This window comes from Streptomyces sp. UG1 (assembly GCF_049974585.1).
Classification (GTDB): domain Bacteria; phylum Actinomycetota; class Actinomycetes; order Streptomycetales; family Streptomycetaceae; genus Streptomyces.
The window spans coordinates 120,344-141,067 of record NZ_JBNGGG010000026.1; the positions used below are offsets into that span (position 1 = coordinate 120,344).

16 protein-coding genes and 1 pseudogene are annotated in these 20,724 nt (G+C 73.4%); 9 read left to right on the forward strand and 8 right to left on the reverse strand.

From position 1 onward, the window contains the following. Positions 1–44: 44 nt before the first annotated feature. Genes ACP4J3_RS27895 through ACP4J3_RS27905 form a run of 3 tightly spaced genes read right to left on the reverse strand, consistent with a single transcriptional unit; the run spans position 45 to position 3,751 of the window. Positions 45–1,127 carry a maleylacetate reductase gene (locus ACP4J3_RS27895; protein WP_426538799.1) on the reverse strand — a complete coding sequence of 361 codons (1,083 nt, stop codon included), beginning with the start codon at positions 1,125–1,127 and terminating at the stop codon, positions 45–47. Continuing rightward, positions 1,124–1,981 carry an intradiol ring-cleavage dioxygenase gene (locus ACP4J3_RS27900; protein ID WP_426538800.1) on the reverse strand — a complete coding sequence of 286 codons (858 nt, stop codon included), beginning with the start codon at positions 1,979–1,981 and terminating at the stop codon, positions 1,124–1,126. Before ACP4J3_RS27900 ends, ACP4J3_RS27895 begins: the two co-directional genes overlap by 4 nt. A 33-nt stretch (positions 1,982–2,014) precedes the next feature. Further along, positions 2,015–3,751, reverse strand: a complete 1,737-nt coding sequence (locus ACP4J3_RS27905) for an FAD-dependent oxidoreductase (RefSeq protein WP_426538801.1) — start codon at positions 3,749–3,751, stop codon at positions 2,015–2,017. A gap of 187 nt (positions 3,752–3,938) precedes the next feature. Here ACP4J3_RS27905 and ACP4J3_RS27910 point away from each other — a divergent pair, with 187 nt between their 5' ends. Further along, positions 3,939–5,678, forward strand: a complete 1,740-nt coding sequence (locus ACP4J3_RS27910) for a helix-turn-helix domain-containing protein (protein ID WP_426538802.1) — start codon at positions 3,939–3,941, stop codon at positions 5,676–5,678. Between the two features lie 21 nt (positions 5,679–5,699). Here ACP4J3_RS27910 and ACP4J3_RS27915 read toward each other — a convergent pair whose 3' ends face one another. Further along, complete coding sequence (locus ACP4J3_RS27915; protein WP_426538803.1) at positions 5,700–6,296, reverse strand: AMIN-like domain-containing (lipo)protein; 597 nt, start codon at positions 6,294–6,296, stop codon at positions 5,700–5,702. A 193-nt stretch (positions 6,297–6,489) separates the two neighbouring features. On the opposite strand from ACP4J3_RS27915, the gene ACP4J3_RS27920 reads away from it, so the two are divergent. The 8 genes and pseudogenes from ACP4J3_RS27920 to ACP4J3_RS27955 all read left to right on the forward strand — a co-directional run bounded on the left by ACP4J3_RS27920 (position 6,490) and on the right by ACP4J3_RS27955 (position 16,098). Next, positions 6,490–7,656: an FAD-dependent oxidoreductase gene (locus ACP4J3_RS27920; RefSeq protein WP_426538804.1), complete on the forward strand. Its 1,167-nt coding sequence runs from the start codon at positions 6,490–6,492 to the stop codon at positions 7,654–7,656. A 132-nt stretch (positions 7,657–7,788) separates the two neighbouring features. Then, the gene (locus ACP4J3_RS27925; RefSeq protein ID WP_426538836.1) at positions 7,789–9,876 is read left to right on the forward strand and encodes a molybdopterin cofactor-binding domain-containing protein; all 2,088 of its coding nucleotides are present in this window, start codon (positions 7,789–7,791) and stop codon (positions 9,874–9,876) included. 22 nt (positions 9,877–9,898) lie between these two features. Then, positions 9,899–10,354 (forward strand): (2Fe-2S)-binding protein, encoded by a 456-nt coding sequence (locus ACP4J3_RS27930; protein WP_426538805.1) that lies wholly within the window; start codon positions 9,899–9,901, stop codon positions 10,352–10,354. A gap of 385 nt (positions 10,355–10,739) precedes the next feature. Next, on the forward strand, positions 10,740–11,579 hold the full coding sequence (locus ACP4J3_RS27935) for a fructosamine kinase family protein (protein ID WP_426538837.1): 840 nt from the start codon (positions 10,740–10,742) through the stop codon (positions 11,577–11,579). 129 nt (positions 11,580–11,708) lie between these two features. Then, positions 11,709–12,707, forward strand: a complete 999-nt coding sequence (locus ACP4J3_RS27940; RefSeq protein WP_426538806.1) for a LacI family DNA-binding transcriptional regulator — start codon at positions 11,709–11,711, stop codon at positions 12,705–12,707. A 477-nt stretch (positions 12,708–13,184) separates the two neighbouring features. Continuing rightward, a pseudogene (locus tag ACP4J3_RS27945) lies at positions 13,185–13,628 on the forward strand (extracellular solute-binding protein); the annotation flags it as partial. A gap of 109 nt (positions 13,629–13,737) precedes the next feature. After that, a complete protein-coding gene (locus tag ACP4J3_RS27950; protein ID WP_426538807.1) occupies positions 13,738–14,010 on the forward strand; it encodes a hypothetical protein in 273 nt (90 codons plus the stop codon). A 30-nt stretch (positions 14,011–14,040) separates the two neighbouring features. Then, the gene (locus ACP4J3_RS27955; RefSeq protein WP_426538808.1) at positions 14,041–16,098 is read left to right on the forward strand and encodes a beta-galactosidase; all 2,058 of its coding nucleotides are present in this window, start codon (positions 14,041–14,043) and stop codon (positions 16,096–16,098) included. Between the two features lies 1 nt (position 16,099). Here the strand turns inward: ACP4J3_RS27955 and ACP4J3_RS27960 are convergent, their stop codons facing one another. The 4 genes from ACP4J3_RS27960 to ACP4J3_RS27975 all read right to left on the reverse strand — a co-directional run bounded on the left by ACP4J3_RS27960 (position 16,100) and on the right by ACP4J3_RS27975 (position 20,512). Beyond that, positions 16,100–16,975, reverse strand: coding sequence for a hypothetical protein (locus ACP4J3_RS27960; RefSeq protein WP_426538809.1), 876 nt, complete (start codon positions 16,973–16,975; stop codon positions 16,100–16,102). A 133-nt stretch (positions 16,976–17,108) separates the two neighbouring features. Continuing rightward, complete coding sequence (locus ACP4J3_RS27965) at positions 17,109–18,302, reverse strand: CaiB/BaiF CoA transferase family protein (RefSeq protein ID WP_426538838.1); 1,194 nt, start codon at positions 18,300–18,302, stop codon at positions 17,109–17,111. Between the two features lie 133 nt (positions 18,303–18,435). Beyond that, entirely contained in the window at positions 18,436–19,428 is a 993-nt protein-coding gene (locus ACP4J3_RS27970; protein WP_426538810.1) for a helix-turn-helix domain-containing protein, read from the reverse strand. A gap of 109 nt (positions 19,429–19,537) precedes the next feature. Beyond that, positions 19,538–20,512, reverse strand: coding sequence for an alpha/beta hydrolase (locus ACP4J3_RS27975; RefSeq protein WP_426538811.1), 975 nt, complete (start codon positions 20,510–20,512; stop codon positions 19,538–19,540). Positions 20,513–20,724 lie beyond the last annotated feature (212 nt).

Here is a 20,724-nt window from a genome sequence, read left to right on the forward strand (position 1 = left end):
CCTTTCTTCCAGGCATGGGGGGATCCAGGAGCGTGGGGGGCGGGTCAGTGGGTGAGCGTGGCCGGCGGGGCGCCCTCGTACGCCGCCCGCAGCAGGGCGAGCACGCCGTCGGCCGTGACCGGGCAGGGGTTGGCGTACGCCTGGCCCGCGGTCTGCGCGGCGGCCGTCGCCAAGTCGGCCTCGGCCAGGCCCAGTTCGGCCAGGGAGCGGGGTGCGCCGAGGCGTCCGGCCAGGTCCCACAGGGCCGTCGGCGCGTCGCTCGCGTCCAGGGCGCGGGCCACGGCGGCGGCCGCCTCCGGGGCGGCGGACGCGTTGTGGGCCAGGGCGTACGGCAGCACCACCGTGTGCGTCTCGGCGTGCGGCAACGAGAAGGTGCCGCCCAGGACATGGCACAGCTTGTGGTGCAGGCCCATCGTGGTGGCGCCCAGACACGACCCGCACAGCCAGGCCCCGTACAGGGCACGCCCGCGCGCCTGCGTCGACTCCGGTTCGCCCGCCACCGCCGGGAGCGCCCCCGCCATCGCCCGTACGCCCTCCTCGGCCATCAGCGCGACCAGAGGCGAGGTATCGGGGGCGTACAGCGCCTCGACGGCGTGCGCGACGGCGTTGATGCCGCTGGTCACGGAGAGCGGCACGGGCAGCGAGAGGGTGAGCTCGGGGTCGTAGACCACGCTGCGGGGCAGCACCTTCGCATCGCGGCCGGTGCGCTTGACGCCGTGCTCCGTCAGGCCCCACACCGGGGTCATCTCCGAGCCGGAGTACGTGGACGGCACGGCGACCAGCGGCAGCCCGGTGCGCAGCGCGACCGCCTTGCCCAGCCCGATCGACGAGCCGCCGCCCACGGCCACGCACCCGTCGGCGCCGGCCGCGCGAGCCGCCTGCACGGCCACGTCGGCGACCTCGGCCGGCACATGCATCCGGGCCCGGTCGTGGACCCCGACGCACACCGGCCCGAGCGCGTCGGCGACCGCCCGCGCGGTCTGCGCGCCCCGCGCCCCGCACACCACCAGCACCCGCCGCAGCCCCAGCCGCTCCACCTCGCCCGGCGTCGCGGACACCGCCGCCCCCGCCCGGAACACGACCCGCACGGGCCGGCTCTCGTAGGAGAAGTCCAGGGCGCCCGTCACGCCGGCTCCAGTACGAGGTCGAAGCGGGCGTGCCGGAAGGGGTTCGCCACCCCGTGCTCCCGCGCCGCTGACGGGTCGTCGACCGGCGCGAAGTCGGTGACCAGGCCCGGCTTGACGGCGAACACCGCGTCCGAGTCCAGGTAGTCGCTCCCCGCCACGAAGATGTGCGTGGTCACCGGGGTGTGCCCGGCGGCCGAGGCGATGAAGTGGATGTGCGCGGGCCGGTAGGGATGCCGTCCGGTGGCCCGCAGCAGCCCGCCGACCGGACCGTCCGTCGGGATCGGATACGGGCTCGGCACGCACGTGCGGAACCAGAACCGGCCCTCGCCGTCCGCGGTGAACAGGCCGCGCCCGTTGCCCGGGGGCTGCACGTCCGGCCGCTGCACGTCGTAGAAGCCGTTGCCGTCGGCCTGCCACACGTCGACGACCGCGCCGGGCAGCGGTTCGCCGTCCCGGGACCGCACCCGCCCGCTCACCACGCACGGCTCGCCGCCGCCCACCAGGTCGATGTTCGCGCCGAGCTCGCGCACCGGCGACTTCGTCATGTGGAACGGGCCGAGGACCGTCGACTCGGTGGCACCGGGGCCGTGCCGGTCGTTGATCGTCTCCACCAGCATCGACAGGCCCAGCACGTCCGACAGCAGGATGAACTCCTGCCGGGTGTCCGTGCACATCTGCCCGGTCGCCGTCAGGAACCCGATCGCCCGCTCCCACTCCTGCTGCGTCAGCCGTGTCTCGCGCGCGAAGGCGTGCAGATGCCGCACCAGCCCCGTCAGCAGCTCCCGCAGCCGCGGATCGGCCGTGTCCCGCAGACTGGCGACGACCTCGTCGGTGACCGCCGGCTCGCCGGTCATGTCGGCTCCTTCCCGTCCTGCCGCCCGCTCATCTCAACCGTGCCCGAGAATCCGCCGCAGCGCGTCCGTGAGCAACCGTTCGGCGTCCTCGGCCGCGCCCGCGTGCCGGAAGGCCACATACCCGTCGGGGCGCACCAGCAGCGCGCCGGCGTCGGAGATCTCGCTGACCTGCGCCCAGTCGCCGTACGGGTCCTCGTACTCCTGGCCCGGTCCGACCACCACCGCCGCGATGTCCAGGGGCTGCGCCTCGGCGGCCCGCAGCCACGCCTCGCCGCCGATGCCGGTGAGCAGCGTGAAGCGACCCCTGCCGACGGTGTCGAGGGTGGACAGGGTGCGGGTGCCGCGGGTGAGCCAGGCGTGCGGGAGCTTGGCGCCGGGGCGGGAGCTGGGCTGGTGGTACAGCTCGGGGTCGCGGGTGAAGCCGGGGTCGGGCGTGCCGTCGGGGACGACCGCGGCGGAGGTGTAGCGCTGGTTGAGGTCGACGCCGTGCGCGTTGAACTCGTACACCTTGAAGGCGATCGCCTCGCGCAGCGCGGTCCGCTGCTTGGCGGCGGCCTCGGTGGCGTCCTTGCGGGCGGCGATGTTGGCCCAGAGCTGCTCGGGCGTCTGCGGGGAGAGCCCGTCGAGCGCCTCGAATATGGGGGCGGTCTCGGCGATGGACTTGTTGGCGCGGGTCACGATCTGCTTGCCGACCGGCGCCCGCTCGGCGTCGTAGGTGTCGAGGAGCTTCGGCGAGGCGACGCCGTCCAGGACGAGCTTCAGCTTCCAGGCCAGGTTGTAGGAGTCCTGGATCGACGTGTTGGAGCCGAGCCCGTTGGACGGCGGGTGGCGGTGCACGGCGTCACCGGCGCAGAACACCCGCCCGTTGGCATAGGTCTCGGCGTACATCTCGTTGACCGTCCACGCCGACGACGACTTGATCGTCACCGGTATCCCGTCGTCGCCGACCAACTGCCGCACCACGGACAGGGCGTACTCCTCGGTGAGGTCGGGGGCGCCCGCCGACACGTCGTAGCCCCACACGATCAGCCACTCGTTCCAGGGCCGCACACAGCGCACCAGGCCCGCGCCGATGCCGCCGACCGTGGCGCCCGGCGCGAGCACCCAGTAGAGGGTGGAGGGGCGGTGCGCGGTGTACTGGCTCAGGTCGGCGTCGAAGACGATGTTGATGCTGCCCGCGACACCCATCTGGCCGCCCATCGGCAGCCCGGCGTCCGCGGCGACCTGGGAACGCCCGCCGTCGGCGCCGATCAGGTACTTCGCGCGGATGGTGTACGCGTCGCCGCGCAGCCGGTCCTCGACGGTGGCCGTCACGCCGCCCGCGTCCTGCTCGAAGGACCGGTAGACCGTGCTGAACCGGAAGTCGGTGCCGCGTGCGATCGCCGCGTCCACCAGCACCGGCTCCATCAGGTGCTGCGGCATGTCGCACATGCGGGTCGGACTGGCCAGTTCGTGCGCGGCCTGCACCAGCGGGTCGTTGCCCCAGGAGCGCACCCGGCCCAGCTCCTCGCCGGCCAGGCTGGTGCAGAACGTCGTGTCGCCCATCAGGTGCTGGGGCGTCGCCTTGGCGATCACGTCCTGCTCGACGCCCAGATCGCGCAGCACCTCCATGGTGCGCTGGTTGGTGATGTGCGCCCGGGGCGTGTCGGCGAGGCTCGCGTACCGGGTGACGACCATGTTGCGCACGCCGTAGGTGCTCAGGGCGAGCGCGGCCGACGCGCCCGCCGGGCCGCTGCCCACGATCAGTACATCGGTCTCGACGGTGTGCACGACAGAACGCTCCAGGAATGAGAACAGACTCCGACTTCCAAGATCATGGAGCGGTGCGGCCTGCCGTGGGTGTCTCAATACGAGACAGCTCACTACGAGACAGCTCACTACGAGACAGCCCGCCGTTCGATACGAGACCACCCGCCGTCGCCCCGCGCGCGAAACCCCCGCTACGGTGAGGGACGCCATGAGCACCGCGGAACATCCTCCTGCCCTCGCCCCGCTCCGTCATGCCCGAGAAAGGTTCCTGACGGGGCGTCCGCTCCCGGACGGCGTACCGGAGGACGTGGTCGCCGCCTGGCGGCGCGCCCGGTTCTTCGGCGTACGGCCCGATCTCGACGGCCCGGTAAGCGAGTCGGCCCACCCCGCCGACTCGCCCCTGCTGGAGGCGGCCCGCCCCGTGCTCGCCCGTCTCGCCCCGGCCCTCGACGCCGGGCGCTCGGCGCTCGTGCTCACCGACGAGCGGCTCAGGGTGCTGTGGTCCACCGGCAGCGTGCCCGGCGACGACACCTGCCGCGACCTGTCCGAGCGGGAGGTCGGCCACAACAGCGCCGCCCTCGCCCTGCGCACCCGGTGCCGGGCCGAGGTGCACGGCCCCGAGCACTTCCTCGACGTCTGGCAGGACGTCTCCGCGGTCAGCGTGCCCCTGCTCTCCCCGGAGACGGGGCGGGTGCTCGGCACGGTGACCGTGGCCGCCGGCCTGGGCGTGGGCTGCCGGCCGCATCCCGGCGCCGCCCTCGCCGAGGCGGCCGCCGCGGCGGTGGAGGCGGAACTGCGGGCACGCGCGCGTACCGCGCAGCGGGCGCTCCTCGACGCCTACGAGAGCGCCGCACGGGGACGTGAGCGGGCGGTCGTCGCCCTGGACGGCCGTAACCGCCTGATCAGCGAGGCCGCGGCACGACTCGCCTCGCCCCAGGTGCTGGAGGCGCTGGAGCGCGGCGCCCGGGCGTGGGGGAGGGGCGCCCGCGAGTCGTACGACATCCCGCTCCCCGAGGACGCCGGATGCACCGTCGAGATCACCCCGGTACGGCACGAGGGCCGCGCCCTCGGCCTGGTCGCCGTGCTCGCACCCCGTCCCGCGGAGCCGGTGGCGTCGCCGCCGAGGCGGGCGGGTGCCCTGGCCGGCGGCTCGGTGCCCTGGCGGCACGCGGTCGCGCGCGCGACGGCACTGTTCCGTACGGCCGGTCCCGTGCTGGTGGCGGGCGAGCGGGGCACCGGCAAGACCGCCCTCGCCCTCGAACTGCTCGACGGCGCCGCCCCGCTGGTGATGGACGCCGCGGAGTCGCCCGAACTCGACCTCGAGGGCGGCGAGCGCGGCGAGATCGAGGTCCGCCCCCTGCTGCTGCGGCACGCCGAACGGCTGGCCCAGCCGGACGTCGCCGCCCTCAACTCCCTCCTCGAGGAGCAGCCGAACGCCCGCCTGGTCGCCACCTACACGCCCGGCACCTCGCCGGGCCCCTGCCTCCAGCGCCTCCTCGACACCCTCGCGGCCCGCTCCGTGACCCTGCCCGCGCTGCGGGAACGCCCCGAGGACATCCGGGAGTTGCTCCCCGCCCTCATGCCCGCGCCCGCTCCCGGCAGCCCGCCGCTGACCTGGACACTGGACGCGCTGCGCGCGCTGGAGCAGCATCCCTGGCCCGGCAACGTCACCGAACTCGCCCACCTCGTGAGGGCGTTGGCGAGTCAGCGGCGGGTCTTCGGACCGGTGCGGCGCGGTGAACTGCCCGATCCCGTCCGCGAAGGACCCGCGGGACGGACCCTCAGCCCCATGGAGCTGGCCGAACGCGCCGCGATCCTGGAGGCGTTGCGCCGCCACGGCGGCAACAAGGCACGCGCCGCAGCGGCGTTGGGGATCGGCCGCGCCACCCTCTACCGGAAGCTGCGGGAGTACCAGGGGTGGGACGCCCTGACCGGGCCGAGGCCCTGACCGCCCGGGCCTCGGAGGTCGTCAGCGTGCCCCGGTCCAGTTGTGCGCCACATCGACGACGATGCGATCGGTCGCGACCCACACCCGGAACGGCAGCCGCGCGCGGACACCGAGCCCGATCTGTGTGTCGCCCTCGAAGCTGCCGGCGAACCGGGCGTCCCGGAACGTGCGGTACCCCGTGAGATCGACGCCCGTCAGGCGCTGACCGGCCTTCGCGGGATAGGTCGGCTTTCCGGTGGCGGGGTCGTACGCGGGGGCGGCCACACGCACCTCGATGACGGCTCCGCCGCCGACGGCGATCTGCCGGCCCGAGCCGTCCTGGTACAGGCGGCTGACGTAGCGGACGGTGTAGCCGAGTCCGCTGGTGCCCGCGCCGGGGACGTCGACGACCATGCGGTCGAAGCAGGCGTGCCGGCCGGTCCTGATGTCGGTGACCGACTTCGTCGTCGCGGCGGAGCGGGTCTCGGCCCCGCTGCCCCACCCGGTGGGGCAGGCCGTGGTCTGGGTGGTCCGGGCAGCGGTGGTGGTCGTGGTCGCCTCGGCCGGGGCCACCGCCACGCCCAACGTGGCGACCACGAGTGCGGTGGTCGCCGCCCATGCGCTTCTGTTTCGTCCCATTGTGTCCCCCGGGAGGTGATGTGCCTGATATTAGGGGAGACTGCCGCCTTGGTCGAATGGTTGCACTGTCGCGGAACTTCGCGGTCCGGACCTGCAGTGATCGGCGGCTCGACCGGGAACCCTGACCGGACCTGGCACGTTCCACGAAGGACGCCGGTGCGCACGGCGGTCGCAGGCGAATCGAGGGGGCGATGTGACGCGGTTGACGGTCGTAGGGGGCGGAATCGCCGGCACGGGCGCGGCTCTGGCCCTGCACAAGGCCGGATTCGACGTCGCCGTGTACGAGGCGCATCCCGACTCCGCCGCGGACATCGGCGCGTTCCTCACGCTGGCGAGCAACGGCATGCGCGCCCTGGCGGAGGTGGACGCGTCGGCCGCGGTCACCGCGATCGGCTTCCCGCTGACCTCGATGCGCGTCCTGGACGACACCGGCGCCGAAACGGCCCGAGTGCCGCTCGGCGAGGCCGGTACGCCGCGCCTGCGGTACCGGTGCGTGCGGCGCGGCGACCTCAACTCCGCCCTGCAGGCCGAGGTCACCCGCAGAGGCATCGACATCCGGCACGGCATGCGCCTCGTCGCGGTCGAGGACGGCGCCGACGGCGTCACCGCCCACTTCGCCGACGGCACCACGGCCACCGGCGACCTGCTCATCGGCGCCGACGGCCTGAACTCCACCGTCCGCCGGCTCACCGCCCCCGACACCCGGCCCCTCTACGCCGGACAGCACGTCTTCTACGGCTACACGCGCGAAGCGCCCGAGGCAGGCAGGGCCGAGACCATCACCATGGTGCGCGGCAGCTCGGTCTCCTTCGGGTACGCGATCTCGCCCGAGGGAGAGGCCCATTGGTTCGCGCGCGTCGCCGACGAGCCCCTGGCCGCGGACGACATCGAGCACGGCACCCCGGCCCGCCGGCGCGAGTTGCTGCTGCCACGGCTCCGCAAGGACGCCACCCCCGCCGCGGACCTCGTCGCGGCCACCGCCGACGACCTCATGGTCACCAACGCCACCGAACTCCCCACCGGCGCGCCCTGGCGCTCCGGCCGCACCCTGGTCATCGGCGACGCGGCCCACGCGGCGTCCCCCGCCACCGGGCAGGGCGCGTCGATGGCGCTGGAGGACGCCGTCGTCCTCGCCAAGTCCCTCAGGGACGCCCCGGACACCGACGCCGCGCTCTCCCTGTACGAGACACTGCGCCGCCCCCGCGTGGAGAACAACATCACCGTCAGCGGCAACATCTCCCGCGGCACCCACACCCCGTCGGGCCCCGGACCCCGAGCCGGGGGCGCGAACCGGCAGGGCGACGAGGAGCTGATACGGCAGCTCGCCTGGAGCACCGGCCTGCGGCCGCCCGCGCCGTAGCCCGATGTCCGGATCGATGGTGTTGCCAACCGGCGCAACCTTGACGTGCACAGGCCCCTCATAGAGGTCGAACCACCCCGGGTTCGTGGAGAGGAGGGCGTGTTGGCCCGTCAGTTGTCCCGTCGACAGTTCGTGGTCTATTCGCTCGCGGCGACGACCCTCACCGTCGCGGCACCGCTCGGCTGCGACGGCTCCACGGCCGAGGGCGCCGAGGAAGGCGCGGACGGCGCGCGCCGCGCCTCCGACGTCCTGGTCACCGGCACCGACGGCGAGATGCTGGTCCTGGAGGTCACCCCGGCCAACAAGGTCGTGGTACGGCTGCCGCGCGTCGAGGTCGGTCAGGGCGTCACCACCGCCGTCGCCATGATGATCGCCGAGGAACTCGACGCCCGGCTCGCCGACGTCCGGATCCCGCTCGCGGACGCCCGCAGCGAGGGCAACCAGTTCACCGGCGGCTCCAACTCGGTCAGTTCGCTGTACGGACCGGCCCGCCAACTGGCCGCCACCGCCCGCGCCAAGCTGGTGACCGCGGCCGCCCGCCGCTGGCACGTCCCCGCGCGCACCCTGCGCACCCGCGGCACCCGCGTCTTCGGCCCCGACGGCCGCTCGGCCACCTTCGGATCGCTCACCAGAAGCGCCGCCCGGATCACCAGGCCCGCCGTGTCGACCGCGCCCAAACCGGCGTCGAAGCACCGGGTGATCGGACGGCCCACGACCCGCATCGACGCCCACGACATCGTCACCGGCAAGGCCGAGTACACCGGCGACCTCACGGCGGCCGGAGCGAAGCCGACGGTCGTGGCCCGGCCGCCGACGCTCGGCGGCAAGGTCGTCTCGGTCGACTCCGCGGCCGCCCGCGCCATGCCCGGGGTCCACGCGGTCGTGCGGTTCGACGGCGGGGTCGCCGTGGTGGCGGAGACCTTCCACCACGCCTTCCAGGCCCGCGACGCCCTGCGCGTCAAGTGGGCGCCGGGACCGCTGGCCAACCTCTCCGACGACCGGATCCGCTCCCGGCTGCGCGCCGCCGTACCGAAGCTGGGTACCCCGCCGAGCGGATCGGCGCAGACCGAGGCCGAGTTCGAGTTCGCCTTCGTCAGCCACGCCCCGATGGAGGTTCTCACCGCCGTGGCGGACGTGACGGCGGGGCAGGCCGAGATCTGGTTCTCCTCCCAGACCCCGCAGTCGGCGCGGGAGGACATCGCCGCCGCGGTCGGAGTGCCGGTGTCGAAGGTGCGGGTCCATGTGATCCGCGGCGGCGGCTCGTTCGGACGGCGCCTGACCTACGACGCCGCGATCGAGGCCGCCGTCATCTCCAAGAAGGCGCGCCGGCCGGTGAAGCTGATGTGGAGCCGGTCCGACGACGTCCGGCACGGCAGAATGCGCCCGGCCACCCACCACCGCATCCGGGCCAGCCACGCCCGGGGCCGCGTGGTGGCCTTCGCCCACTCCATGGCCTCGGTCACCGAGTCCTTCGGGGACCGGGGCCTGTCCACCCAGGGCGGCTCGCGCGCCCCCGCGGCCGCGCCACTCCCCAGCGACAGCGGCCTGTACAACTTCGGCCGCCTCTCCGGCGACTCGGGCTCGGTCGAACTGGCGATCCCGCTCGGCGCCTGGCGCTCGGTGGACTCCGGCACGGTGCGCACCGCCGAGGAGATCGTCGTCGACGAGGTCGCCCGCAGCCTCGGCAAGGACCCGGTCGCATTCCGCCGTACGACCCTGCGCAGCAAGACCGTCAAGGCCGCGCTGGAGAAGGTCGCGACCGCGGGAAAGTGGGGCCGGACCATGCCACGCGGCCACGCACAGGGTGTCGCCGTCCACGAGGAGTACGACTCCTGCGTGGCCTGCCTCGTCGAGGTCGACGCCGGTGATCCGAAGAACCCCCGGGTGACCAAGGTGGTGATGGCGGCCGACGTCGGAATCGCCGTCAATCCGCGCGGCCTGGAGGCCCAGCTCATGGGCACCGCCGTCGACGGCATCTCCACCGTGCTGCGGGCCGGCCTGCACATCGACAAGGGCGCCGTCCGCGAGAGCAGCTTCGCCGACTTCCACTACGCCCGCCAGCGGCACGCCCCGCTGCGCTTCGAGGCGCACATCATGCCCTCCCGGCGCGACCCCGGCGGCGCCGGCGAACTCGGCGTCCCGGCCGCGTCCGCAGCCGTCGCCAACGCCTACGCCCGCGCGACCGGCACCAAGCCGCGCCGCTTCCCCCTGAACTTCTGAGCCACCCGAAGAGAAGGTCCCCATGCCCTCCTACACCTTCACCCTCAACGGGAAGCGGGTCACCGTCGAGGCCCCCGCCGACATGCCCCTCCTGTGGGTGCTGCGCGACCTGCTGCACGTCACCGGCCCCAAGTACGGCTGTGGCGTGGGCGCCTGCCGCGCCTGCACCAGCCATCTCGACGGCGAGGAGATCCAGCCGTGCGTCGTCCCGGTCGCTGACTGCGCCGACCGCGAGGTCACCACCATCGAGGGCCTGGCCGACGGCGACCGGCTGCACCCCGTGCAAAGGGCCTGGCTCGACTGCGACGTCGCCCAGTGCGGCTTCTGCCAGCCCGGCCAGATCATGGCCACGGCCGCCCTGCTGAAGAAGACACCCCGGCCGACGGACGCCGACATCGACCGCATCGAGAACGTCTGCCGCTGCGGCACCTACTCCCGGATCCGTGAGGCGATCAAGAAGGCCGCCGCGAACGGCTGACCGCCGATGGCCGCCGCGAACGGCTGACCGCCGATGGCCGCTGCCAACGGCTGATTGCCGAAGGCCCCCGTCAACGGCTGACCGGCGAAGGCCGCCGCCACCCGCTGTCGCCAACGACCGGCCTCCGAAGGCTGCCGCCCACGGCTGACCGCGGCCCGAGGCGTCGCCACGTCCCGTTTTTGGTGTGCAGCGCGCGGGAGCGAACCGTCGGGCGAGCTCGAGGACGGTGCGAGGACGGCGCGAATCCTGGTGCCCCGAGCCAGTCCGGAACATTCGCGCCGGGGCCGGCCACAACAGGCCGCGCGGGCCACCGAAAAGGCTCCCCGACCGCCGAAGGCGCCCGTACCCTGAGGCCGTGCGCAACAGCTTCGAGGGCCCGGGCATCATGGCGGCGCGGTTCACCGGGCGTCCGGTGACCGGGGAACGCCGTCTCTCCGGCACGCTCGCCGAAGTCACCCTCGACGACGGCCGGACGGTGATGGTCAAGCGCGGCGACGGCGACGGTGCCGCACAGGCCGAGGCGGCCGGACTGCGCTGGCTCGCCGACGCCGGCACGGTCCGTGTCCCGGCCGTGCACGGCCACGACGGTCAGTGGCTGGTCACCGACCGCGTGGCGATCGGTCGGCCCGACGCCGCGGCGGCCCACCGCTTCGGCCGCGACCTCGCCGCCCTGCACGCCACCGGCGCCCCCGCGTTCGGCGCCGCGCCGCCCGGCGGCCCGCGGGACGCCTACATCGGGCTCGCCCCTATGCGCAACGTCACCGGCCCCGACTGGCCCCGCTGGTACGCCGAGCACCGGGTGCTGCCGTATCTGCGCCGCGCGGTCGACGACGGCACCCTCCGCTCCACCGAGGCGCCCGTCATCGAGCGGGCCTGCGAGCGGCTTCCCGAACTGGCCGGTCCCGCCGAGCCACCGTCCCGGCTGCACGGCGACCTGTGGAACGGCAACGTCCTGTGGGGCGCGGACGGGCACGCCTGGCTCATCGACCCGGCCGCACACGGCGGGCACCGCGAGACCGACCTGGCGATGCTCCACCTCTTCGGCTGCCCCCACCTGGACCGGATCCTGGACGGCTACCAGGAGGCCGCGCCCCTCGCCCCCGGCTGGACCGACCGCATCGGCCTCCACCAGCTGTTCCCGCTCCTGGTGCACGCGGTCCTCTTCGGCCGCGGATACGCCGAACAGGCCCTGGCGGCGGCCGGGTCCCTTCCGCGCACTCGTTGACGCACGGACCATTGACGGGACGCCGAAGGCTGCCGACACTGACATGACTACGTAGTCAGAGCGGCGCCAACCACGCTGCTACAAGCCTTGACTACGTGGTCATCTCCGACGACGACCCCGGGAGCCCGGATGGCGACGACGATGACCGAGGTCGCCCGTGCCGCCGGTGTCTCCCAGAAGACGGTGTCGCGGGTCGTCAACGGCGAACCGCACGTCAGCCCCGAGGTACGCGACCGCGTGCTCCGGGCCGTCAGGGAACTGGACTACCGCCCGAACAACGCGGCACGCGCCCTGCTCCTGGGCCGCTACCGGCGCATCGGCGTCGTCTCGCTCGGCACCGCCCTGTACGGCCCGTCGACCCTGCTCATCGCCCTGGAGCGGGCGATGCAGCGGGCGGGATACTCGTTCGCCCTGGCCAGCACCCTGGAGGGGCAGAAGGTCTCGGTCGCCGTGGACGCGCTGCTGGAGCAGGGCGTCGACGGGATCGTGCTGTCGGAACCCATCGACGACGGCGCACCGCTCAGACTCAGCGCGGACGTGCCGGTGATCAGCCTCGGCGAGGGCGTCGAACTCACCGAGGGCGTGGGCGCGATCGTCGGCGCCGACGGGGTCGACGCGGCCCGCATCGCCACCGAGCATCTGCTCTCCCTCGGTCACCGCACCGTCTGGCACATCCCCGGCCCGCAGAACTGGTGGGCCGCCCGCGACCGCCTGCGCGGCTGGCGCGAGGCCCTGGCCGCCGCCGGAGCCCCCGAACCGCCGCTCGCCCTGGAGGGCGACTGGACACCGGCCGCCGGATACGCGGCCGGGCGGCAGCTCGCCCGACTGGGCGACGTCACCGCCGTGTTCGCGGCCAACGACGACATGGCGATCGGCGCCCTGCACGCCTTCGCGGAGGCGGGCCGCGACGTCCCCGGCGACGTCAGTGTCGTCGGCTACGACGACATCCCGGCCGCCGCCTACCTCTGCCCACCCCTGACCACCGTCAGGCAGAAGTTCACCGCCGTAGCCGACCGCGCCGTCGACCATCTGCTCACCCTGATCGAGCACCGCCACGAACCGGCCGAACACCCCGAAGCGGCCGTCGAGTTGATCGTACGAGCCTCCAGCGGACCCGCACACCTGTAGCCGCACCACGTGAGGAGTCACGTGTGTACCCACCACCCCACCCGAACCGCCGCACCCTCCTGCGCGGCGCCCTCGGCCTGGGCACGGCCGCCGCACTCACCGCCTGCTCACAAGCCGCCACCACCGCCCTCACCGCAGGCCGACCGGCTCACCGACTTCCGCTACCACCTGAAGGTCACCCGCGCCGGAGCCCCCGACGTGGTCACCAACTCCTCGCCCAGGCCGTCGCCGGCCGCGGCACACCCGACCTCGTGGGCTTCGAGATCGGCAGCTTCCCGCGCATGCTGCGCGGCGACATAGCCGAACGGCTGCTGTACGACCTCACCGACGACATAGCCGCCGTACCCGGCCTCAAGGACGACCTGCTGCCCGCCCGCACGGCACCCTTCAGCAAGGACGGCCGGGTCTACGCCCTCGACTCGGACACCCCGATGGTCGTCTACTTTCTACGGCGACGACCTCTTCGACCGGTACAAGCTGCCCAAGGACACCGCCACTTGGGAGGAGTTCGCCGAACTCGGCGCCCGCGTCCACCGCGACCACGGCGCCTCGATGCGCGTCGTCTCCACCGTCGGCAGCGACGTCGGCCAGGTCGTGCAGTCCTTCCAGATGCTGCTCTACCAGCGCGGCGGCGCCTTCTTCGACGCCGACCAGAATCTCGTCCTCGACTCGCCGGAGGCCGAGGAGGTCCTGCGCTTCCTGTGCGACGGACTGCGCACCGGCTTCGTCATCGACGTCTCCGACTACTACGGAGCGGCGATGCAGACCGCCCTGAAGCAGGGCCGGGTCATCGGGCTCCCCATGGCGATCTGGTACAAGAACTACGGCCTGGTGTCCAACGTGCCCGAGCAGAAGGGGAGATGGCGGGTCAAGGCGCTGCCCCGGTTCGCTGGAGGCGGCGCGGCCAACCCGCCCGCGGGCGGCACCGGCTTCGGTGCCATCAGGGACAAGGCAAGCACCCGGGCGGCGAAGGAGTTCCTGTTCAATACCTGTCGACGGCGCGAGCGAGTTCGGCATCTTCCGCCGGATCGTGCTGCCGCTGCTGCGGCCCTCCCTCGGCGCCCTCGCCGTATGGACCTTCCTCCAGAGCTACAACAGCTTCCTGTGGCCCCTGGTCCTGGTCTCCGACAGCTCCCAGTACACCCTGCCGCTCAGCCTGCAGACCCTGTTCGTCTCCGAGCAGCGCCAGTACGACCTGGTCCTCGCCGGAGCCGTCCTCGCCGTCCTGCCCGCCGTCGCCCTCTTCGTCGTACTGCGCAAGCAGCTCCTCGAAGGCCTGTCCACGGGCGCCGTGAAGGGCTGAGGCTCCCCTCAACCACCGTATTGGAGAAGGATGTTCGCACTGCCACCCCGAGTCCTGTTCGGCGCCGCCTACTATCACGAGTACCGACCCCACGAACGCCTCAAGGACGACCTCGACCTGATGGTCGAGGCCCGCTTCACCGTGATCCGGGTCGGCGAGTCCGTCTGGTCGACCTGGGAGCCGGAGAACGGCCGCTTCGCCCTCGACTGGCTCCAGCCGGTCCTCGACGGCGCCCACGAGCGCGGCATCTCGGTGATCCTCGGGACACCGACGTACGCGGTCCCGCCGTGGCTGGCCCGGCAGTACCCGGAGATCGCGGGGGAGTACCGCACCGGCCGGCGCCACGGCTGGGGCGCCCGTCAGGAGGTCGACTTCACCCACCCGGCGTTCCGCTTCCACGCCGAGCGGATCATCCGCAAGATCGCCGGCCGCTACGCCGACCACCCGGCCGTCATCGGCTTCCAGGTCGACAACGAACCGGGCCTGCACCTCTTCCACAACCACGGCGTCTTCCAGCGCTTCACCGACGACCTGCGCGAACGCTACGGCGACGTAGAGACCCTCAACCGGGAGTGGGGCCTTGTCTACTGGTCCCACCGCCTCTCGACCTGGGCCGACCTGTGGACCCCCGACGGCAACGTCCAGCCGCAGTACGACCTGGCCTGGCGCCGCTTCCAGGCGCGTCTCACCACCGAGTTCATCGCCTGGCAGGCCGAGATCGTGCGCGAGTACGCCCGCCCCGGCCAGTTCGTCACCACCTGCATCTCCTACGACCGCCAGGGCGTCGAGGACGACAAGCTGACCGAGCGGCTGGACGTCACCGCCGGCAACCCGTACTACACGATGCAGGACGCCCTCGCCCTGCCCGACCGCAACCGCACCGGCCAGGACTGGACGACCAACGGGACCTGGGCGCTGTACCGCAGCGCCGACCGCATGTACTCCTCCCGCCAGGAGCCCTTCCTGGTCACGGAGACCAACGCGCAGGCCATCGGCGGGCCGTGGAACAACCGACCGGCCTACGACGGCCAGTACCGCCAGGCGGCCTGGGCGCTGATCTCACGCGGCGCCTCGATGATCGAGTACTGGCACTGGCACACCCTGCACTTCGGCGCCGAGACCTACTGGGGCGGCATCCTGCCGCACAACGGCCGCCCCGGCCGCGTCTACCGTGAACTCGCCGCGCTGGGGAAGGAGTTGGAAAAGGCCGGCGACCTGGTCGCGGCGCTCACCCCGGACGCCGACGTCGCCTTCCTCCACGACGGCCCCAGCAAATGGGCACTTCAGGCACAGCCGCCCCTGGCCGTACCCGACGGAGGCCCGGACAAGCGGTCGTACGCGACCGTCTTCGACGCCTTCTACCGGGGTGCCTTCGAGGCAGGCCTCCAGTCCCGCATCCTCCACCCCGGCCAACTCCCGGGCGCCGACCTGCCGTCGGTCCTGGTCGTCCCGGCCTACTACGCGGCCGACGACACCACCCTGGACCGCCTGAAGGCCTACGCCGAACAGGGCGGCCACCTGGTGCTCGGCCCGCGCTCCGCCTACGGCGACCACGAGGCACGCGCCCGCACCGACGTCCAGCCCGCGCGGCTGGCCGAGGCGGCCGGAGTGACGTACGACGAGTTCAGCAATCTGGACGCCCCGCTGCCCGTGACCGGCGCGGGCGGACTGACCCTTCCGCCCGAGGCCCGGGCCCTGCACTGGGCCGACGGTCTGCAGCCGCAGGGGGCGCAGCGGCTGGCGACGTACGAACACCCGCACTTCGGCCGCTGGCCCGCCGCCACGACACACCCCCACGGCGCGGGCCGCATCACCTACGTCGGCACCGTCCCGGCCCCGGCCTTCGCCAAGGCCCTGCTCCGGTGGGCGGCCCCTGCCGGCGAGGCCTGGCGTCCGCCGCACCCGAGCGTCACGTCGACCTCGGCCCGCTCCCGGGACGGCCGCCGGGTCCGTTTCCTGCACAACTGGTCGTGGGACGCGGTGACCGTCCCCGTGCCGGAGGGCGGACGGGATGTGCTGTCCGGCGCTGAGTACGCCACCGAAGTACCCCTGGGGCCTTGGGATGTGAAGGTCCTCCGGGATCTGTGACTCACTCGGCGCCGCGCACCGGGCGGCCGGTGAACGCGTCCAGCAGGATCCGGTCGCCGAGCGGGCGGTCCAGCGCGACCCTCACCTTCTCGGCACGCAGATCCAGCGTGCAGATACCGGCCCTCGTCCCGACCCAGTAGGCGGACAGCACGACGCTGTCGTCCGTCTCCAGCACGTCCACGGCGGGTCCGTCGTCGCACGACCCGTGGTGGGCCAGCACGGTGACGGACCGGCCGTCGGCGGCGACCTCGACCACCTTGTTCAGCTCCCACAGCTCCCCGCTGAGGTGGCCGGCCGGTCCGATGGGCGGCTTCGGATGCTTCGAGGAGCTGAGGGCGACCCGCTTGAGCGGGGTGTCGTAGCCCTCCAGGGTGAACAGCCAGGCCGGGACGGTGGCAGGGCCGCGGCTGGTGGCCAGCGTCATCTCGCCCAGCTTCGCCCCGGTCACCGTGAGGCGCGGCCCGGGGCCGTTGATGCCGCCCACCTTCTCGTACGCCGTCCGCGCCCCCATGAGCGGCAGCGTGAGCGAGTCACCGTTCTTCCAGGTCACCTTCGCCTGCTTCTGCGGGGTCTCGGGGAGATCGCCGCGCAGCGTGAAGTTCTGGGTGATGTACGCCTCCTTGTCGGCGGCGTTGTGGAAGGCGTCCTCGGGCAGCTGCACCGGGTCGCCCAACGGGTAGTAACCCTCCAGCCAGATGGCGGCCGCCGCTGAACCGTCCCAGGCCCTGGCCACCTCGCGGGCGCGGGGCGCGGTGTCGGGCGCCGGTTCGGACCGGTCCTCGCTCGCGGCGCCGGTGCCGCATGCGGTGGCGAGCAGCCCGAGTGCGGTGAGCAACAGGGCGGTGCGTGCAGCGGTCGTACGCGTGGTCGTAGGCATGGATCCCCCCGAGTGGACGGCGATGAGCCGGACGGGGCGGTGCAGGCGCCGCCCGACACTGTGACGGACGAAGGGCGCGGGGCGTTCGACCGGATCAAGTCGGCGGGCCGGCCGTGCAGACACCGAGCCGTCGCTAGATGACGGCGTCGGCGCGCAGGGCCTCGATCTCCTCGCCGCTGTGGCCGAGTTCGGCCAGGATCGCTTCGGTGTGTTCGCCCACCGCGGGCACCGGGTCCATGCGCGCGGGCATGCCCGCGAGGTCGGCCGGCGGCAGCAGCGCCTGCGCGGTCGCCCCGCCGGGTAGCGCCACATCGCGCCAGCGTCCGCGCTCGGCCAGGACCGGGTGGTCCAGGAACGCGGCGACGTCGTTGACCCCGGCGCAGGCGATGTTGATGGCCTCCAGGTCCTTGAGGATCTCCTCGGCGCCGGAGCGGGCGCAGCGCTCGGCGACGACGGCGTTCAGCTCGTCGCGGTGGGCCACCCGCGCGGAACTGGTGGCGAAGCGCGGGTCGTCGGTCAGCTCGGGCCGGCCGAGGAAACGCGCGCACAGCGCGGTCCACTCGCGCTCGTTCTGGATGGAGAACAGCACCTCCTTGCCGTCGGCGGCCGGGTAGGCGCCGTACGGGGCGAGGGTGGGGTGCTGGGTGCCCAGACGCGGCGGCTGGGTGCCGCCGTAGCGGGTGTAGTAGGCGGGCTGGCCCATCCATTCCGCCAGCGCCTCGAACAGGGACACCTCCACCGGGTGGGCCGTGCCCGTGGTGGCGCGCGTGTACAGGGCGGTGAGGACGCCGCTGTACGCGTACATCCCGGCGGCGATGTCGGCGACGGAGATGCCGACGCGCGCGGTCTCGTCGGCGGTGCCGGTCAGTGACACCAGCCCGGTCTGGCACTGCACCAGCAGGTCGTACGACTTCCGGTCGGCCCACGGCCCGGACGTCCCGTACCCGGAGATCGTGCACGGGATCAGCCGCGGCCACCGCTTGCCGAGCGCGTCGATGCCGAGGCCGAGACGGTCGGCGGCGCCCGGCGCCAGGTTCTGCACGAACACGTCGGCGGTGTCGAGGAGCCGGTGCAGGATCGCCAGACCCCGGGGGGCCTTCAGATCCAGCGTGAGGGATTCCTTCGACCGGTTGAGCCAGACGAAATAGCTGGACTGCCCGTGCACCGTCGTGTCGTACCGGCGGGCGAAGTCCCCGTCCCCCGGCCGCTCGACCTTGATCACCCGCGCCCCGAGATCGGCGAGCTGCCGAGTGGCGTACGGGGCGGCCACGGCCTGCTCCAGGCTGACGACGGTGATGCCGGACAGGGGGAGGTGAGGGGCGTTCATAGCGGCCATGTGTACGTCCACATCGGAGATCGCGTCAACGGAGCCGGTGACCTCGGACGAGGTTCTCAGGGCGGTGAGCGTGGGCTCCGTGGCGCTCATGGCGCCGGTGTCCTCCGGCAGGCGGCCCGCACCGCTAGGCCCGCGTCAGATGCCGCATGGTCAGCGCCAGGCCCAGCCTGAACCGGCCCTGCGGGCTGCGCAGCGGCCAGCCCAGCAGGTGTTCGGCGTGCGCCAGCCGCTCCTGGAGCGTGGAGTGGTGGACGTTGATCTCGGCCGCCGCAGCCCGCAGGCTCGCCGTCGAGGCGACGGCGTGCAGCGTGGCGAGCAGCCAGGGCGCGGCCGCGGCGGCCGACTCCAGCGCCTGTACGTCGGGCGGCGGCTCGGCACCCGGTGCGACGAGGCCGGCGAGGAGGGCGATGCCGCCCAACTCGTCGGCGTGGACGACACGGGGGCCGGGGTCCTGTGCGGTGCCCTCGGCCGTGAACCGGAGGGCGACGCGGGCCTCGGACCAGGAGCGCGGCAGGTCGAGCACCGGGACGGCGGGCCCCACGCCCACGCGGCCGGCGGGCGGCTCGGCGTCCAGGTGTGCGGGCGCGATACGAGGCCGCCCGTCCAGCGGGGCCAGGACACGGGCCGGCGCGGCGGGGTCGAGGCCAAGACCGCGCGCCGCGTGCAGCCGCGCCGCCTCCGCAGCGGTGCCGTCGAGGACGGTCTCGACGAGGGCCGGATCATCGGCCGGGGCCCGTCCGCGCGTCCGGTCGAGCACGAGCCGTATGACACCGGCGGCCCGCTCCAGGATCACCGCGTCCACGACACTCGGCTCCGTCTGCCCGTCCCGCTCCAGCCACAGCGCGGGAGCACCGCCCGGCGCCAGCGCGGCCGACGGCCAGGCGGGGTCCGGCGGCAGATCGCTCTCCCGGCGCGTCCCGTCGGCCTCGACCCGCACATGGACCCGCCGGTCCGCGTCCCTCAGCCGCGCCGGCACCCCGGCCAGCACGGCGGCACCGCGCACCAGCGCCTCCAGCCCGGCGCGGGACTCGGCGAGCCGATCGAAGTAGGCGATGACCCGAACGGCGGCTCCGGCATCCGGATCGAGCGCGGTCAGGCGCCCGGCCAGCTCTTTCATAGGCCCATGGTGCGGCATGCGGTCAAGCCCCGGGACCCGCGGCCGGCATCGAGGGGTGCGGGACCGTGTGGACGTGCGGCTTCGCCGCGTGGGCGCGCGCACCGCGTCGTCACCGGCTCAGCAGCCGCCTCAACCAGGCCAGTTGCGCCGCCCGGCAGGCCTGCGACAGCGCCGCCTGCGGCGCGAACCCGTCGAACCCGTGGAAGCCGCCGGGCCACACGTGCAGCTCGGCCACACCGCCCACCTGCCAGATCCGGGACGCATACGCGACCACCTCGTCACGGAACGTCTCCGCCGAACCGACGTCCAGGAAGGCAGGGGGCAGTCCCGACAGGTCCTGCGCACGTGCCGGCGCCGCGTACGCCGGCACATCGGGCCCACCCCGACGCGCACCGAGCAGCGCCGTCCACCCGGTCTCGTTCGCCGTACGGTCCCACACCCCCAGGCCGGCCATCTGATGGCTGGACGGAGTGTCGTTGCGATCGTCCAGCATCGGGCACATCAGCAGCTGGCCGATCAGCTCCGGGCCGCCGCGGTCCCGGGTGAGCAGCGCCAGCGCCGCGGACAGCCCGCCACCCGCGCTCGCCCCCGCGACGACGATCCGCTGCGGGTCGCCGCCGAACTCGCCCGCGTGCTTCGCCGTCCACTCAAGGCCGGCGTACACGTCCTCGATCTGCGCCGGGTACGGGTGCTCGGGCGCGAGCCGGTACTCCACCGACACCACGACCGCGTCCAGCTCCTTCGCCCAGGCCAGGGCGACGTCGACGCCGACGCGGTTGTCGCCGAGGATCAGGCCGCCGCCGTGGACGTGGTAGATCACGGGCCGCGGATCCGCGCCCGCCGGGGCGGCCGGCCGGCAGATCAGCAGGGAGATCTCGGGCGCGCCCTCGGGGCCCGGCACCGCACGGTCCTCGACCTCGAAGAAGCCGTCCACCGTCAGATCCAGATCCGCCAGCATCTCGATCCCCGGCCCCTGGCGGACGTCGGCTATCTCGTCCATCGTCAGACCGGGCGAGATCACGTCCTTGATGAGCTCCAGCGCGGCGGCGAGCTCGGGGTCGAACGGGGGCGGGGCCTGGGTCATGGCGTCTCCTCACACAGGGGGCACGAGTGTGCCCGGCGGCTCTGCGGCCAGCATCGGCGCACCGGCCCCCGGCGCAGGGCCGCCGTTCGGCGGAACCTCCCCGCCGTCCGGCGGGTGGCACTCCCGTGACCTGGAGCTTGCCAGGAGAAGACCTGCTGTTCACCTGCCGTGGGTGGAGGAGAACTCCTGGCGGCGACGACCCTGACAAGGCC